This window comes from Sphingomonas glacialis, from assembly GCF_006439055.1.
GTDB classification, from domain to species: Bacteria; Pseudomonadota; Alphaproteobacteria; order Sphingomonadales; family Sphingomonadaceae; genus Sphingomonas; species Sphingomonas glacialis_A.
Window position 1 is genome coordinate 1 of record NZ_RCZC01000009.1, and the last position, 16,848, is coordinate 16,848.

At 59.6% G+C, this 16,848-nt stretch carries 5 protein-coding genes, 3 tRNA genes, 2 rRNA genes and 3 pseudogenes; 11 read left to right on the forward strand and 2 right to left on the reverse strand.

Translation table 11 applies throughout. From position 1 onward, the window contains the following. The 6 genes and pseudogenes from EAH76_RS20425 (at position 1) to EAH76_RS20450 (ending at position 5,358) form a co-directional block, all read left to right on the forward strand. Positions 1–77 (forward strand) — tRNA-Ile (locus EAH76_RS20425). Positions 78–99: 22 nt separating this feature from the next. After that, positions 100–175: transfer RNA gene (locus EAH76_RS20430), tRNA-Ala, on the forward strand. A gap of 613 nt (positions 176–788) precedes the next feature. Next, positions 789–3,584: ribosomal RNA gene (locus tag EAH76_RS20435) — 23S ribosomal RNA — on the forward strand. Positions 3,585–3,660: 76 nt separating this feature from the next. Next, positions 3,661–3,775 (forward strand): 5S ribosomal RNA (rrf, locus tag EAH76_RS20440). A 102-nt stretch (positions 3,776–3,877) separates the two neighbouring features. After that, positions 3,878–3,954 (forward strand) — tRNA-Met (locus EAH76_RS20445). Positions 3,955–4,241: 287 nt separating this feature from the next. Next, a pseudogene (locus EAH76_RS20450) lies at positions 4,242–5,358 on the forward strand (IS3 family transposase). 1,182 nt (positions 5,359–6,540) lie between these two features. Here EAH76_RS20450 and EAH76_RS20455 read toward each other — a convergent pair. Then, positions 6,541–12,528: an autotransporter domain-containing protein gene (locus tag EAH76_RS20455; RefSeq protein ID WP_140852130.1), complete on the reverse strand. Its 5,988-nt coding sequence runs from the start codon at positions 12,526–12,528 to the stop codon at positions 6,541–6,543. Between the two features lie 608 nt (positions 12,529–13,136). On the opposite strand from EAH76_RS20455, the pseudogene EAH76_RS20460 reads away from it, so the two are divergent. The 5 genes and pseudogenes from EAH76_RS20460 (at position 13,137) to EAH76_RS20475 (ending at position 16,521) form a co-directional block, all read left to right on the forward strand. Next, positions 13,137–13,950: pseudogene (locus EAH76_RS20460) on the forward strand (APH(3')-I family aminoglycoside O-phosphotransferase). Between the two features lie 431 nt (positions 13,951–14,381). Continuing rightward, the gene (locus tag EAH76_RS24885; protein WP_431358005.1) at positions 14,382–14,564 is read left to right on the forward strand and encodes a hypothetical protein; all 183 of its coding nucleotides are present in this window, start codon (positions 14,382–14,384) and stop codon (positions 14,562–14,564) included. Beyond that, positions 14,549–15,028, forward strand: coding sequence for a hypothetical protein (locus EAH76_RS24335; RefSeq protein WP_206667915.1), 480 nt, complete (start codon positions 14,549–14,551; stop codon positions 15,026–15,028). The genes EAH76_RS24885 and EAH76_RS24335 overlap by 16 nt, the downstream gene beginning before the upstream one ends. 284 nt (positions 15,029–15,312) lie before the next feature. Further along, positions 15,313–15,516, forward strand: a pseudogene (locus EAH76_RS20470) (IS110 family transposase); the annotation flags it as partial. 81 nt (positions 15,517–15,597) lie between these two features. Continuing rightward, positions 15,598–16,521: a nucleotidyltransferase and HEPN domain-containing protein gene (locus EAH76_RS20475; RefSeq protein WP_140852131.1), complete on the forward strand. Its 924-nt coding sequence runs from the start codon at positions 15,598–15,600 to the stop codon at positions 16,519–16,521. Positions 16,522–16,526: 5 nt separating this feature from the next. Here the strand turns inward: EAH76_RS20475 and EAH76_RS24200 are convergent, their stop codons facing one another. Then, the gene (locus EAH76_RS24200) at positions 16,527–16,688 is read right to left on the reverse strand and encodes a DUF6771 family protein (RefSeq protein ID WP_170208054.1); all 162 of its coding nucleotides are present in this window, start codon (positions 16,686–16,688) and stop codon (positions 16,527–16,529) included. Between the last annotated feature and the right edge of the window lie 160 nt (positions 16,689–16,848).

Below are 16,848 nucleotides of genomic sequence, written 5' to 3' on the forward strand. Positions count from 1 at the left end.
GGGCCTGTAGCTCAGTTGGTTAGAGCGCACCCCTGATAAGGGTGAGGTCGGTGGTTCGAATCCACCCAGGCCCACCACTTTCGCGCTTTAAAAGAGTATGGGGCCTTAGCTCAGCTGGGAGAGCGGTTGCTTTGCAAGCATCAGGTCATCGGTTCGATCCCGATAGGCTCCACCACTCGCCACCAAAACCTAGAGATGAAGAGAAAACTCTTCCGCTTCGGCGGAACACGCGGGGTTAGCCCCGCCTTATTTGACATTGTGAATGGGTTCTTAAAATCGATGCCGTGATATCGGCGTTGGTTCGACAGGAACGATCTTGGAGTGAGGTTCGCCTCGCGGTCAGGACGGGATGGTCGGCATCAACGCTTTAATAATCAGGCTGAGCATTTTTAATCATCCGCACCAAGATACTGTGACTTTGCTGCTCTGCCGAGTTTTGGTCCGATCGTCATGATCGGTCCCAGCATTGTCATTGGTGGTGCGGACTCTCAAGCGTGAGGTAAGGGCAATTCGTGGATGCCTTGGCGCATACAGGCGATGAAGGACGTGGCACGCTGCGATAAGCGTGGGGGAGCCGTGAGCAGGCATTGATCCCACGATTTCCGAATGGGGAAACCCACCTATCCCGTTTAACTTCGCATTCAGGCAACTGAGTGCGNCAACGCTTTAATAATCAGGCTGAGCATTTTTAATCATCCGCACCAAGATACTGTGACTTTGCTGCTCTGCCGAGTTTTGGTCCGATCGTCATGATCGGTCCCAGCATTGTCATTGGTGGTGCGGACTCTCAAGCGTGAGGTAAGGGCAATTCGTGGATGCCTTGGCGCATACAGGCGATGAAGGACGTGGCACGCTGCGATAAGCGTGGGGGAGCCGTGAGCAGGCATTGATCCCACGATTTCCGAATGGGGAAACCCACCTATCCCGTTTAACTTCGCATTCAGGCAACTGAGTGCGACGCTAAATGGGGTTAGGTATCACTTAACTGAATACATAGGTTTCGTGAGGCGAACCCGGCGAACTGAAACATCTCAGTAGCTGGAGGAAAAGACATCAACCGAGATTCCGTTAGTAGTGGCGAGCGAACGCGGACCAGGCCAGTGCCTGATGGTGAATTAGCAGAACGATTTGGAAAGATCGGCCATAGCGGGTGACAGCCCCGTATGCGAAAATGAAACATCAGGACTCGAGTAGGGCGGAACACGTGTAATTCTGTCTGAACATAGGGGGACCACCCTCTAAGCCTAAATACTCGTATGCGACCGATAGTGAACTAGTACCGTGAGGGAAAGGTGAAAAGCACCCCGATGAGGGGAGTGAAACAGTACCTGAAACGGATTGCCTACAAGCAGTTGGAGGGTCCTTGAGGCCTGACAGCGTACCTCTTGCATAATGGGTCTGTGACTTAATGTATCAAGCAAGCTTAAGCCGTTAGGTGTAGGCGCAGCGAAAGCGAGTCTGAATAGGGCGCCAGAGTTTGATGTATTAGACCCGAAACCCGGCGATCTATGCATGACCAGGATGAAGGTGCGGTAACACGCACTGGAGGTCCGAACCGATTAACGTTGAAAAGTTACCGGATGAGTTGTGCTTAGGGGTGAAAGGCCAATCAAGCCGGGAAATAGCTGGTTCTCCGCGAAAACTATTGAGGTAGTGCCTCGGATGGACACCTTGGGGGGTAGAGCACTGGATGGATGCGGGGGTCGCGAGACCTACCAACTCTAACCAAACTCCGAATACCCAAGAGTGATATCCGGGAGACAGACGGCGGGTGCTAAGGTCCGTCGTCAAAAGGGAAACAGCCCTGACCTACAGCTAAGGTCCCCAAGTCGTGTCTAAGTGGGAAAGCATGTGGAACTTCCAAAACAACCAGGAGGTTGGCTTAGAAGCAGCCATCCTTTAAAGAAAGCGTAACAGCTCACTGGTCTAAWTAAGAGGTTCTGCGGCGAAGATGTAACGGGGCTCAAGACACGCACCGAAGCTTAGGGTGTRCCATTTATATGGTACGCGGTAGCGGAGCGTTCCGTAAGCCTGTGAAGCGATCTGGTAATGGGTCGTGGAGGTATCGGAAGTGCGAATGCAGACATGAGTAGCGATAAAAAGGGTGAGATGCCCTTTCGCCGAAAGACCAAGGGTTCCTGCGCAAGGCTAATCCGCGCAGGGTGAGTCGGCCCCTAAGACGAGCCCGAAGGGGGTAGTCGATGGGAACACGGTTAATATTCCGTGACCTGGTGGTGTGTGACGGATCTCGTGTGTTGTCTTCCCTTATTGGATTGGGAAGGCTTCGAAGAGGTCCCAGGAAATAGCCCCACCGTATAGACCGTACCCGAAACCGACACAGGTGGTCAGGTAGAGTATACCAAGGCGCTTGAGAGAAGTGTCCTGAAGGAACTCGGCAAATTGCCTCCGTACCTTCGGAAGAAGGAGGCCCCAACTAAGCGCAAGCTCTGTTGGGGGGCACAGGCCAGGGGGTAGCGACTGTTTAGCAAAAACACAGGGCTCTGCTAAGTCGGCTTCAAGACGACGTATAGGGCCTGACGCCTGCCCGGTGCCTGAAGGTTAAGTGGAGGGGTGCAAGCTCTGAAATGAAGCCCAGGTAAACGGCGGCCGTAACTATAACGGTCCTAAGGTAGCGAAATTCCTTGTCGGGTAAGTTCCGACCTGCACGAATGGCGTAACGACTTCCCCACTGTCTCCAGGACATGCTCAGCGAAATTGAATTCCCCGTGAAGATGCGGGGTTCCCGCGGTTAGACGGAAAGACCCCGTGCACCTTTACTGCAGCTTCAGAGTGGCATTAGGAAGAAACTGTGTAGCATAGGTGGGAGGCTTTGAAGCGTTGGCGCCAGCTGACGTGGAGCCATAGGTGAAATACCACCCTGTTTGTTTCTGATGTCTAACCTCGATCCATGAAACTGGATCAGGGACCCTCTGTGGCGGGTAGTTTGACTGGGGCGGTCGCCTCCTAAAGAGTAACGGAGGCGCGCAATGGTGGGCTCAGGACGGTTGGAAACCGTCTGTTAGAGTGCAATGGCATAAGCCCGCCTGACTGCGAGACTGACAAGTCGAGCAGAGACGAAAGTCGGTCATAGTGATCCGGTGGTCCCTCGTGGAAGGGCCATCGCTCAACGGATAAAAGGTACGCCGGGGATAACAGGCTGATAACCCCCAAGAGCTCATATCGACGGGGTTGTTTGGCACCTCGATGTCGGCTCATCACATCCTGGGGCTGGAGCAGGTCCCAAGGGTTTGGCTGTTCGCCAATTAAAGTGGTACGTGAGCTGGGTTCAGAACGTCGCGAGACAGTTTGGTCCCTATCTGCCGTGGGCGTCGAAATTTGAGAGGAGTTGACCCTAGTACGAGAGGACCGGGTTGAACATACCTCTGGTGTACCTGTCGTTCTGCCAAGAGCGCAGCAGGGTAGCTATGTATGGACGGGATAACCGCTGAAAGCATCTAAGCGGGAAGCCTCCCTCGAGATAAGATTTCATAGAGCCGTCAGAGACCATGACGTTGATAGATCGGATGTAGAAGTGGAGTAATCCATGGAGCTAACCGATACTAATTGCTCTATTCGCGCTTGAGAGTCCCACCATCAATGACAATCCTGGGTAAAGGTCCCTTGAGAACCCGAACCTTTTGCTGTTCACCGGCTCCATTGCTTGGTGGCTATAGCGTCAGTGCCCCACCCGATCCCATCCCGAACTCGGCCGTGAAACCTGACTGCGCCGATGGTACTATCGCTTAAGCGATGGAAGAGTAGGTCGTCGCCAGGCATTGAAGCCGGTGAACACAAAACGTTCGTGTCTCTCGATAAGAACCCATTTACATGTCATCTAACACCCCGCTCGCGCTCGCGAGCAAAACAAACACCTCGTCGCGGGGTGGAGCAGCCCGGTAGCTCGTCAGGCTCATAACCTGAAGGTCACAGGTTCAAATCCTGTCCCCGCAACCAAATAAGCAAGCTCAAACAGCTACTTAGCAAAAGCCCGCCTCTCACGAGGCGGTCTTTTTGCGTTAGGACACCGCTGGCACGAATTTGACGATTGCCGCGGCCTGCGGTATTTTGAATGCCGTCGTCCTGAGCGCTGGATGTATCCGTCCGGCGGGTGCCGCCTTGCGGAGTATGGGTCGGGGATAGAGTACGTCCTTACAGTCGTATTGACCTGCTGCCCGTTTCCTGGACCGTTTTGAGCTGGAAAATTCTAGTTTAGGATTGAGGGTCAGGCGATGGCGTGAGCGATGAAAAGATCGAAGTTCAGCGAGGCGCAGATCGCGTTCGTGTTGAAGCAGGCCGAGGACGGCACGACGATCGGCGAGGTGTGCCGCAAAGCCGGGATCAGCGATGCGACATTCTATGCCTGGCGCAAGAAATACGCCGGTTTGATGCCATCGGAGATGCGGCGATTACGCCACCTCGAGGATGAGAATGCGAAGCTCAAGCGGTTGGTGGCCAACCTGAGTTTCGACAAGGCGATGTTGCAGGATGTCGTCTCGCGAAAGCTCTGAGGCCTGATCGGCGGCGTCAGCTCGTCGACGACATCCGGGGCATCTGGTCCGTCAGTATCCGACGGTCGTACAGCGTGCTTCGGGCGGAGCGATCGAGCTACCACTATCGTGGACGCCGTGCGGATCAGGCCGACCTGAAGAAGCGGATGCAGGAGATCGCTGAAACGCGGGTGCGTTACGGCTATCGCCGGATCCATGTGCTGCTCCGGCGGGAGGGTTGGGACGTGAACGCGAAGTGTGTTTATCGGCTTTACAAGGAGTTGGGGCTGCAGCTGCGAGAAAAGCCACCGAAGCGCCGGGTGAAAGCGAAGCTGAGAGAAGGACGCTGCGCGGCGTCGTGTTCGAATGAGTATGGGCCATGGACTTCGTCCATGACCAACTCGCCGAGAGATCGAAGCTGCGCATCCTGACGGTGATCGACACGTTCAGCCGGTTCTCGCCAGCAGTAGTGCCACGGTTCAGCTTCCGGGCCCCCGACGTGATCGCCGTGCTTGACCGGGTCTGCGGTGAGGTCGGCTATCCAGCCTCGATCCGGGTGGATCAAGGCAGCGAGTTCATCTCCCGAGACATCGACCTGTGAGCGTACATGCGGGGTGTCGTACTGGACTTCTCGCGGCCTGGCACGCCGACGGACAATGCGTTCATCGAGAGCTTCAACGGCAAGTTCCGGGCGGAGTGCCTGAACCAGCACTGGTTCATGAGCCTCGACGACGCGGTCGGAAAATGCGATACTTGTCAAAGGGACTATAACGAGGTGCGACCACATAGCGCGATCGGCAATAAGCCGCCGATATCGCTGGTGAACCGGTCAGCGCCACATGGCCCGCCCCGACCGGCAGGAACTGGATGACGCCCAGCCGGGTGGCCCAAGAATGGGTAGCAGCTCACTTCGGGGTCGGACTCTAGCTCCAAATGGAGGAAAAAACGGGGGTCACGTCAAAGCGTACAGGGCGATCGACAGCTACACAGTGGTGCGGCTGCGTCGGTGGCTTCGGCGCAAGCACGGAAAGGCCGGCAAGAGGGCGGGAGCCTATCTACCCCAGTACCTCTATGAGCAATACGGGCTCGTACGGCTTACCCAGCTTGGTCGGGGCGCGCCGTGGGCGAAGGCGTGATGCTTTGTCGGAGAGCCGGATACAGGGAGATTCGCATGTCCGGTTCTATGAGCAGGGGGTGGAAACGGGTCGTCCGGTGAGCCCCACAGGCGGACCGCACGACACCGCGCCACTTCCTGACTCTACTCTTTCTGCACGCAAAAACGGACCGAGCGAAAGGCCTCGTCTCCGATGCGCTGCAGAAAGCGGACAAGGGGCTGTCGCCTTGAAGCGTGACCGGCCGCGACTTAATGCTAAAATTGATGCGGGAAGTCGCGCTTGCCGTCCGTGGCGTGCCACTGAAGCCAACAGATAGTGTGGGGCGAAACGTGGTAACGGCTTTGGCCAGCTCGACGACAACGGCGCTTTCTAGTCATTTTCGCTTGACGCTGGTGACCCTTACGAGAATCGAACTCGTGCTTACGCTGTGAAAGGATAAAAACTCGGTCTACGAGCGTCTATTGCCGACCATCGCGCGCGAGAAGCCAAGGATTACCGGCATTGTTCATCTATTATATCCCATCCGGGCTCTGCGCACATCTCCTTCTCTGTCTGATCCAACTCACCCCGCCCATCGCTAATTCGAGAGATATTCCGGTTCAAGCCGGATATACTCTCTCTATAGCGGGAACGGAAATGCGAACGCATAGAAAGTAACTGCGTTCGCACGATAAGTGGAACGGCGCGGTCGCTCCGTTCCCGCCGTGATTAGAAACGAAAAATCTCGTCTAATAGAGGGTTAAGAGTTTGATTCCGCGTTTCCATCATTCCAGCGCGTCTGTAGAGAACTTGAACGACAGCCTCCCCCCTTGCTGCTTTCCACATCAGTTGCCAGCCTCGACATCTGAGGGTGGCGCTGCCGGAGACGACTGCCTGTGGCAATGCGGCATATCAGTGAGGATGATGTGACCTCAGGCGCGATCGCTTTGACTAGCAACTCAAAATCCTAACGATGCGGTAAGCCTCAGACGCCCGTCGTCCGCACCATTTCCCCCGATTGCGCCTGAATAACCCGCAACGATCGAGAGACGATCGACCGGCTTCCATTCGAGATCGAGCGACAAGGTGGCGCTCTCGCGCGATAGCCCCGCGCCCGATACGGTGAAGGCCGAGGTCGTGTCGACAAATTGTAGCGTCGCATCCGGCCGTGCGTCGCTAAGCACGTGCCGCCAGCCAAGCTGGATGCGTGCGCTGACGTCGTTCACGATCGGCGTGTCGGTACGAACGCCCAGATTGGAGAGCGTGAACGTCTCGGTCTTGGATCGACCGACCAACCCGGTCGCAGCGGCGCCGGTTTCGGCAAATGCGCCGCTATAAACGCGATAGGCTTCGATTCCGGCATAGGGCTCCACTGAACCGTTAAGCAGCGGCCGCGTGACGCCTACCTCGAACAGGCCTTGCAGCGTGTGGCCACTATAAGACGCGCTATGCGTGGCGGCATAATCAAGGAAGCTGACTGAGCGGGAGGTCCTGTCGTCCGACCAAGCATAGCCAACACTTGCGCGCACCGCGATTGGCCCGAGCGTGCCGTTCGCATAAGCGAGCACCTGCTTCGTCTTGATCGTACCGCGGCTCGCACGTTCGTCGATCGCGAAGCTGCTGCGGGTATAACCGCCCGCGATGCCGGCGCGGGCATGCGCTCCGATCGCCACGTCGGCACCACCGAAGATCCCCCACCCGCGGCGGTTGACTGCCGCCGCATCGCGCGTGGCGGCATCGGTGCCGAAAAGGCCGTTGATCTCACCCCACACGCTGTTGCTGATCGCGCGCGATGCCATCCGCGACCGCACGGCATCGGCGCCGGCCTGTGCGTCCTTGAGCATGCCGGTACGCAGCGACGCATGAACTTCGCCCGACAGACCGTCGAGCGCCGTGCGCACCGCACTGTCCTCCGAATTAAGCGTCAGCGCTGCGTAAGCGCGATTAGCCACGCCGAGTGTGCCGAAGCTGGCCGCGACCGCTGCCTGGTTCCGCGTCTGTGCGAGCGTGGCCAGCGATGCACCGGTGCGCGCGAGGTCGACCGCGATGCCGTTGGCGGACTGCACCAGCCGGAATTCGGTATCGCCGGCGGGCGACTGGACCAGCGTATAGGTGCCGACGATTCCGCCGGCCGCGGTCAGCAGCGTGTAGCGCTGTCCGATCCTCAGCGCGCTCCCGTCGCGCGTTACCGTCAGCAGCGCACCGTTGGCGAGGGTTGCGGTACCGCCGACGATGATGTGATCGGAGACGCCGCCCGCCGCGACTTCGACGGCGTAGGTCGCGCCCGCCGCCTGGCTGAAGTTGCCTGTGACGACGATTGTACCCGGGCTGCTGCCCGGCGCGACTGTGCTGCCGGTGGCGAGCGTCAGGCCAGCGATCGTGCCGTTACCCGCGAGCGTCGCACCGTTCGCGACGCTCACCGCCGAGGGCAGGGCACCCGCGAGAATAAGCCGCCCGGCGTTGACCGATGTCCCTCCGTTGAAGCTCTGATTGCCAATGGTGAGTGCACCCGCCCCGTTCTTCACGAACTGGCCGTTCCCGCTGAACGTACCCGCGAACGCACCGTCTGTGACTTGGTTGAGGTACAGCGTACCGGCACTGGCGATCCCGCCGGTCAGCATTGCGCCGGTCTCGGTGAAGCTGGCGCCTGCGGCGATGTTTGTGCCGGTGGCGAAGGTGGCGGGCGCGGTGAGCGTCCAATTGCCCGACGTGACCGCGAGCGTCTCGAAATTGACTGCGCCCGCGAAGCTGCCGGTCCCCGTGCCGCCGAGGATGACGCGGTCGGTGCCGGCGCCGCCGTCGACCCTGCCGGTGATGACCGATCCGGGCGATAGCATGAGCGTGTCGTTGCCCGCTCCCATGTCGATCGCCCCGGCGGTGCCGCCGATGATCGTGCCCGAATTGACCATCGTGTCGTCGAAGCTGCCGACGAGCGAGATAGCATAGCCCGACCCCGCGCGGATCGTGCCCGCGTTGGTGACGCTGGTCGCACCGTCGGCGACGCCGCCGGGGTTGGTGTCGTGGTTGACGAGGATCGCGTTACCCGCGCCGAACACCAAGCCGCCAGCGGTATTGACGATCGTCCCGCCGCCCATCGCGATGCCCTCGGCACTGTTCGGGCGGCCGCCCGAATCGACGCCCGTCGCGCTGATGCCCTGGATGATGCCGCTGTTGGTGACCGAGCCGATGAAGTCGATATCAATGCCGTCGCCGTCGCCATTGGTCGCGATCCCGTCCCACTGGCCGGTGATCGTGCCGCTATTGACCACCGCACCGGTTCCGTCGGAGCCGACGCCCGATCCGTTGCGGCCGAGTACGAGGCCGGCATTGGTCACGTTGACGTTTACGTCGCTGGTGACGCCGTGGCGCAGCCCCGAGATCGTGCCGGTCGCCTGGTTGACGACGGTGCCGGCGCTCGCCTGCCAGTCGATCCCGTCATAGCTGTTGTTGGCGAGGCCATCGGATACGATCAGCCCGGCATTGGTGACCACCGCGCCCTGACCGGGGCGGATCGCGTCCTGCCCGAACGATTTGATGACACCGGTCGCGGTGTTGTTGATGACGATCGAGACTCGGCCAGAAGCGGCGGCGTTGAAATCGATCGCTTGCCCGCCATTGGTCGACTGAATCGTCCCGGAATTGTCGAGCCGGATGCTGCCGCCCGTCGGGTTGAAGTTGACCCGTACCGCATCGTCGGCGCTGGTGATGAGGCCACCGGCGGCATTGGCGATGACGACGGTTCGCACCGTAGTGGGACCGGTGAGATCGATCGCGCGGCCGGTCGCGTTGGTGTCCGAGATCGTCCCGCCGTTGCTGATCGACAGGCTGGGCGCGGTGCTTGCGACGGTCGACGACAAAGCGCTGGTCAGCGTCGCCCCGCGCGCGACGGTGTAGGACGTGCTTGTAAGGTTGCCGGTCAGCGCGAGCGTTCCCCCCGTTACCGTGGTCGCGCCGGTATAGGTTTGCGCGCCGAGCGTCAGCGTCCCGCTGCCCGTCTTTGCGAATCGGCCGGTTCCGCTGATCGCGCCATCGAATGTTCCGTTGGCAGCCTGATCGAAGGTCAGTTGGCCGCTATTGGCGATCCGGCCGTTCAGCGTTGCGCTGGTGCCGATCAAGCTGCCACCGTTGTTATTGATGATGATGCCATTGGCGAAAGTGGAAGGCGCCGTCACGACCCATGGCCCCGCGTCCACCTGCAGTGTTTCGAAATTAATCGCTCCGGCGAAAACGCCATTCACCGGGAAATACACGTTACCCACAGCACCGAGAACCAGAAGGTCATTTCCCGCTCCACCGTCGACCGTCCCGGTGATGTTTGATTCGTAAGACAGATTTAGCGTGTCGTCACCGCCACCCATGTTGATCGCTCCAGCGGCGCCGCCGATGATCGGGCCGGAATTGAACAACACGTCATTATAGTCGCCGACGAACAACACGCCATAGCCGGTTCCGGCACGGACGGTGCCGCCGGAACCAAGAGTGATTTTGGTCGCGATGTCGGCGATGCCGCCCGGGTTGTTTTGGTCGCTGATCAGGAACCCGTTGGACGCGCCGTACACCGTACCGCCACTGCTAATCGTGCCGCCGCCCAGCGAGACGCCGTTCGCGCTGATCGGCCGTCCGGCCGCGTCGAGGCCATTCGCGCTTAGGCCTTGCACGGTGGCGGTGTAACCGATCGAGATCGTACCGATCGAGCCGATGTGGATGCCGTCGCCGCCGCCATTGGTCGAAACGCCGTCCCACTGTCCGGTGATGATAGAGCCTGCAATCGCCTCAACCGTGCCGGTCCCGGCCGAGGTGATGCCAGATCCGTTGCGGCCGACGACGCTCCCACCGCCGCTGTAGTTCAGGTCGACATTGGCGCTGATGCCATTGCGCGCGCCCGATATCGTGCTGGTGATCGAGCTGAGGATGCTGCCCGTGTTCCATCCCCACTCGATGCCGTCAGCGCTGTTGTTGGGCGCACCGTCCGCGGCGATTCGCCCGGCATTGGTAATGACCGTGCCCTGCCCGGGGCGGATCGCGGACGCTCCAAACGAGCGGATAATACCCGTATCGCGGGCGTTGATGATCGATATCGGCGCGTTGCCCGACGTAGCCGCGTCGAAGTCGAGCGCGTTCCCGCCATTGGTGGTTTGAATCGTACCGGTATTATTGATCAGGATGGCCCTGCCGGTCGGGTTGAAGTTGATTCGCACTGCGTCGTCGGCGCTGGTGATCAGACCGCCGACGCTGTTAACGATATTGATCGTCCGCGCGTCGGACGCCCCGCCGAGGTCGATAGCGCGACCGGTCGGATTGGTGTTGGAGATCGTGCCGCCGTTGGCGATCGTCAGGACCGTCGAGGTGCTCGAGATCGTCGCTCGCGTTGCGCTGGTCAGCGTCGCGCCGCTCGTTATGGTATAGGATCCGCTGTCGAGCATGCCGGTCAGCGCGAGCGTGCCCCCCACCACGCGGGTCGCGCCGGTATAGGTCTGCGCACCCAGCGTCGCCGTTCCGCTTCCCGCCTTGCCGACCATGCCGGTTCCGCTGATGGTGCCGACGAAGGTTCCGTTGCCCGTCTGGTCGAACGTCAGCGCGCCGGCATTGGCAACGTTGCCCGAAAAGTCGGGTGCCGCCACCGTCAGGCTCGACGTGACGGCGATGGTCGTGCCGCCCGAATAGCCCTGCGAGCCGCTAAGCGTCCAGGCGCCGCGGTTGACGGCCAGTCGCTCGAAATTCTTCGCACCGCCGAAACTGCCGGTGCCGACGCGATCCAGCACGACCGTGTCAATTCCCGCGCCGCCGTCGATCGTGCCGCTGACCCCGGCCGAAGCGCCGGTGACGGTTAGGGTGTCGCTCCCGGAGCCGAACAGCAAGTCGCCGGTGATCGTACCGCCGGCCGCGACATAATTGCCGGTTTCAGGTGCGCGCGTAGAACCACCCACGAACGCGGGAGGCATATAGCCGAGATCGACCGTCCCGACGACGCGGCCGGCATTGGCAAAATTCCCGCCATAGACGCTTACGGCGGTGCCGCCGGCGCTCGCAATCGTGCCGCCTGCGAGGTTGGTGATATTGACCGGTACGTACGCCGATGGAGATTCCCGCAGGGTGACCTGATCGCTCACGATCACGCGACCGGCGCCCGTGTTTTCGATTATTCCGGAGTTAGTAATGCTTCTACTTTTCGCGATCGTCGCGGTCGTGCTGCTCGAACGAATGGTCCCGCTATTCGTGATCGATGCGACGCTGACGGTCTCGTAATTGTAAAAGCTGCCGGTTTGATCGATCGCGCTTCGCGTGCCGCCGTTGACAAGGCCGGCGTTGTCCAGCGAACTGGCATATGCGTTTATGGCCCCGATCTGGCCCGACGCGGCATTGGTGATCGTGCCGAAATAGCCGTGGATGCGATCCGTGGCGAGCAACGCGTAACCGTTGGTTCCGCTGATCGAGCCCGCATTGCTGAGATTGACAGTCGCGATGCCGACGCTGTTGCCGGTCGTTCCCAGGATGGCGACGCCGGCCGCGCCGGTGACGGAGCCGCCCCGGCCGATCGTCACGCCTACCTGCGTTCCGTAATTGTCGTACGAGTTGGGCGACGTCGTTCCCGTAAGGATCTCGATGCCGTTGCGCGTTCCGCCATCGACGAGGCCGGCAACCGAAATCGTACCCGTACGCGCCGAGAAGCGATCGATCGGTACGGGTATCTCCACCGCAACGGCCGGCCCGGATTGGCCCCGCACGATCGCGGTCGGATCTATCCGCAGGACAGTCCCGCTAGTAGTCACGCGGATGCCATTCGGATCGAAGCCGCTGCAGGTTGTCGTCGCGTTGGCGATCGTGGGATCGGGCGCACATTGCGCCGCGGCGGGCGAGGCGATCGCAACGCCGATCGCGAAAGCGCTGACGCCTCCAACCAGCGCAACGCGACGAAGCGACAAAAATCGCAGCAGCGAGTCGTTCATGAATCCCCCCCTTTTGTTCAAATATCAACCAAAGTAATCGTCGCTATATTGACGGATCAACAAACGGCAAACGTATTTTGTTGACGACGTCTTACTCGATTCAACGAGCCTACTGTCGTCGAGGCCTCGACGACGGCCTTATTCGAAGGCACGCAGCCTTGGCCGCAGAGGCACGAGTAGCGGCTATCCACAGATACGACGTGCGGATGAAGCCGAATAAAAGCTAAAGCGGTCATGAGATAGCGATGAACGAATAACTGTAGTTGGGTAGCCGAAAGGCCAACGCGAATGGCCCGGATTGGGTCGTCGCAGCCGCTACTTACGTGACAGATCTTGCTCAGCCACTGTGCCCGTTGCGTTCCCGAAATGCATCTCTTGGGAAGATCGCGGCTTTCCGGACTCTCCGCCTCCGCCTGTCAGTTCGGGAAAATGCATTCTGGAACAGATTTCAGGAAAGCGGGCCCAACGGGCTGACCGGCAGCGTGATCAGCGGAGCGGGTTTCTCGTTACTGGTTCGTTTGCGGGAAGCCGAAGACACGGAACGTCCTCATTGCTGGGCTACTCTCAGCCAACCTCGGTTGCCATAAGGCGTCGTGGAAGGGTGAAGGATGATGGATTCAGATCGGGAAGAGGCATACGCCGTCATACCGCTGCCGGCGAGTAGGTCCGCGCACCTCGTAGGGTATGAGTGGGCGGGCGATAACGTCGGGGAGTCAGGCGGTGCCGTTTACCGGCTGCATGGCAAGGTCGGTGCGCCTGACCTGTTCCTAAGACATGGTCGAAGCTCCATGGCTGGCGACATAACTGACGAAATGGTCCGATTGCGTTGGCTGGCGAGGTACATCCCCGTCCCCGCCGTCGAAGGCTTCGTCGTCACAGGACGAGGCATGGCTGCTGATAACGGCGGTTCCTGGACAGACCGCATACCAACTTCTGGAGGCGCAACCCGATGCCGGCGTTGAGATAGTAGATGCGCTCGCGATGTTTCTGCGTCGTCGACATGCCATCCCAACCAGCGAATGTCCTTTCAACAGTGATCACGCCTACCGCCTTTCACGCGCGCGTGAACGCATCGACGCGGATCTGGTCGACGAAGACGACTTTGACGACGAGCGTGAAGGCTGGGCGGCGGAGCAGGTTTGGGAAGCGATGCAGCACCTGTTGCCGATGCCCGCCGACTCGGTCGGCACGCACGGTGATTTCTCGCTCAACAATATTCTGATGCTCGATGGTTAAGTGGCCGGCTGCATCGACGCCGGCAGGGTCGGTATCGCCGACCGCTATCAAGACCTGGCTATATTGTGGAATTGCCTCGGGGAGTTCGATCCATCGCTGCAAGACCGGCTTATTCGACAGTACGGCGTTGCAGAGGCCGACGAACGCAAGCTCCAGTTTCACCTTTTGCTAGATGAAATGTTTTGAAGCCCGGCAGCGACGCCTACGGAGGCGTTCTCTATGATCTTTGAGGGCCGGCAAGCACATCCCCGAAACTCGATTTCAATCGGGAAGGTCGGTCAGCGAGCGTTGTAGCCTCAGGGGTAAGGCATCATAAGGAGGGATGACCTTCTAACCTGATCGTCGCTGCGTTCTCACGGGCCTTGCTGCGCTGGGATTTACTTCGACATTTTCACAACAAAGTCGGCACGAGGCGTGCGCGCGCCGGCCATCGCAGTTACGATCGACGACTTTGATCTCTCGGACACCGCTCTGATGGGCGGTGAGGAACGCGATTCAGCCATTCGCGCAGCTTTAATGCGTCACCGGATCAAGGCAGGCGACTTCGTTGCAAGAAAGTACGTTGATAAGGTGCTAGTTCACGCATTCTATATGCTTGGTCCGATGGCGGTCATATCATCGGCAATCATAGCTTCTCCCATCAGTATTTCACCGGCAAAAATCCCGAGGGGTTGATGGCTGATATTTTGAGGTGCGAGGCGTTGCTGTCTGACTATCCCGATTTCCGTAAGCTCTTTCGTTTTTCGTTTCTGGCGGCGGGACAGACGGCAGAGGCCGTGACCAAATGCGTGCGCTCCTGAAAGAGCACGAGTACGCGAACGCCCATGTCACGATCGACACCTCAGATTGGTATATCGACAACCGGCTCAAAGCACGTCTCAAGGCCGACCATAAGGCCCAAATCGGCCCGTACAGACGCTTCTATCTGGACCACATTTGGGGTCGAGCTACCTTCTATGACGGTCTGGCGCAGTCGCTTTTTGGACATTCGATCGATCACACTATCCTGCTTCATCATCGGCTAACCACCGGCTTATTCCTGGATGATATGCTCTCGATGTTTCGCAACCGAGGCTGGCGGCTCACCGACGCAAAGACGGCTTTTGCATCTCCGGTGTTCGCTTTGGAACCTAACGTGTTGCCCGCTGGACAGAGCCTAGTTTGGTCGCTGGCGAAAGCAGATGGCCGCTTCGAGAAGCTGTTACGCTATCCGGGTGAGGACGGCGACTACGAGACGCAAAAAATGGGCGCTGCACGATTGTAGCAAGGCGCTGGCGTAATGAGCTCGCCATTCCCGACACGTGGTTCCTTTTGAGAAAGCCGGCGGCGGCGTGCAGGAAGGCACATGCCGATGCTGATCGGTGTGGTCGCTAAGATGAACGAGTGGCTGAAGGTGGGAAGCCAACAGTGAGGCGAACGACCGAAACTGGGTCAGCGCCGCCGCAAAGCGGGCAGCTGCTCTCGACCAAACCCGTTGGGGTGGACGCTCCCTGACGGCATCGATGTGCCATATTTGAGGTGTTGGAAACACCACTGAAGGAGGCGTCCATGGGTGAGGTTAGCACAATCGGCATCGATCTGGCCAAGTCGGTTTTTCAGATTCACGGCTCGGATACGAGTGGTGCCGTCATCTTCCGCAAAAAGCTTCGACGTGATCAAGTTTTGTCACTCTTCTCGACACTTCCGCCGTGCTTGGAAGGACGTAGACCGTCGCCATGGTGGCGGCGGTTTTCGCGACGTATCGCAGCAGCGCTGGGCCGCTAAATTTTCAGCCTCGCCGGCTAGCCGGCGAGGCTGTCCCAACGCCCCCGGTGGCGCTAGTATCGGGGCATCATGAAGACCAGCCTCGACCATCTGCCGGCGGCCAAGCAGCGCGAGCTCGAACGCGTCGTGCGAATTCTGTTCGAGCAGTTTGGCGACGCGACCGCGATCGCGACGTCGGACTGGAAGAAGCAGGCGCGCATCCTCAAGGTGATCCTCTATGGGAGCTATGCGCGCGGCGGCTGGGTCGATGAGCCGCACACCGCCAAGGGCTATCAGTCCGACTTTGATCTGCTGGTGATCGTCAACCACGAAAAGCTCACCGACCGCGTCGAGTTCTGGGCGACCGCCGAAGACACACTCAACCGCGAACTGGCGATCACGGGCACGCTGCGCACGCCGGTTAATTTCATCGTCCACACGCTGCAGGAGGTGACCGCCGGTCTCTTCGACGGGCGCTATTTCTTCATCGACATCGCGCGTGACGGTATCGCGCTGTACCAGAGCGACGACACTGATCTGCCCGAGCCCAAGCCGAAGACGCCGGACCAAGCGCTAGCGATGGCGTGCGAGTATTTTGAAGAGTGGCTGCCCAGCGGAGCACGCAAGCTCGACTTAGCTGGCGATGCCCAGCGGAAAGGATACACCAAAGACACTGCCTTCCTTCTCCATCAGGCGACGGAGAGCTATTATCACTGCGTCTTGTTAGTCTGCACCTTCTATACGCCGCACGTGCACAATCTCGGCTTCTTGCGCACGCAGGCCGAGCGGATTGACCCGCGCCTGATTGACGTCTGGCCGCGCGAGGCAAAAGCGGATCGCGCGCGGTTCGAGAAGCTAAAGGAAGCTTATGTGAAAGCGCGCTACTCGAAACATTACCAGATCAGCGAAGGCGAACTGGCGTGGCTCGGCGAGCGCGTCGAAGCGCTCGGCCACGTCGTTGAGGTAGTTTGCGCCGAACATATCGCGGCGCTCGAGCGCCGCGCGGCGGCGTAGCTCGGTTACATGTTGCTGGTCTTGGCCAGTGCGCTCGCGATCATCGCGGCGAGCGTCTCTTCGGCGCGTTTGCGCGCGGCCCGTTCTTTCGAAACGAGATCGTGGCGAATCCATTCGGGCGCATGGGTGACGACCGCAGTGATCGTCGCTTGAATCGTGTCGTTCATTGCTGAGGCCATGCTGACAAAGGGTTCGCCTCCGCAATAGCGAAACCGCACCCTTTGCGTCGTCGCCACAGCGGCATCACTTGGTCGCGATCATCATTTGTGCAGCGTTGCGCAGCCCTGACTTGACGCTGACTCCGCGCTGCATCGTTCATCACCGACG

Excerpts from the sequence above, each read along its gene's own strand:
- EAH76_RS20455 (WP_140852130.1), bottom strand. The coding sequence starts at position 12,528 with ATGAACGACTCGCTGCTGCGATTTTTGTCGCTTCGTCGCGTTGCGCTG.
- EAH76_RS24335 (WP_206667915.1), top strand. The coding sequence starts at position 14,549 with ATGCGTGCGCTCCTGAAAGAGCACGAGTACGCGAACGCCCATGTCACG.
- EAH76_RS20475 (WP_140852131.1), top strand. The coding sequence starts at position 15,598 with ATGAAGACCAGCCTCGACCATCTGCCGGCGGCCAAGCAGCGCGAGCTC.
- EAH76_RS24200 (WP_170208054.1), bottom strand. The coding sequence starts at position 16,688 with ATGAACGACACGATTCAAGCGACGATCACTGCGGTCGTCACCCATGCG.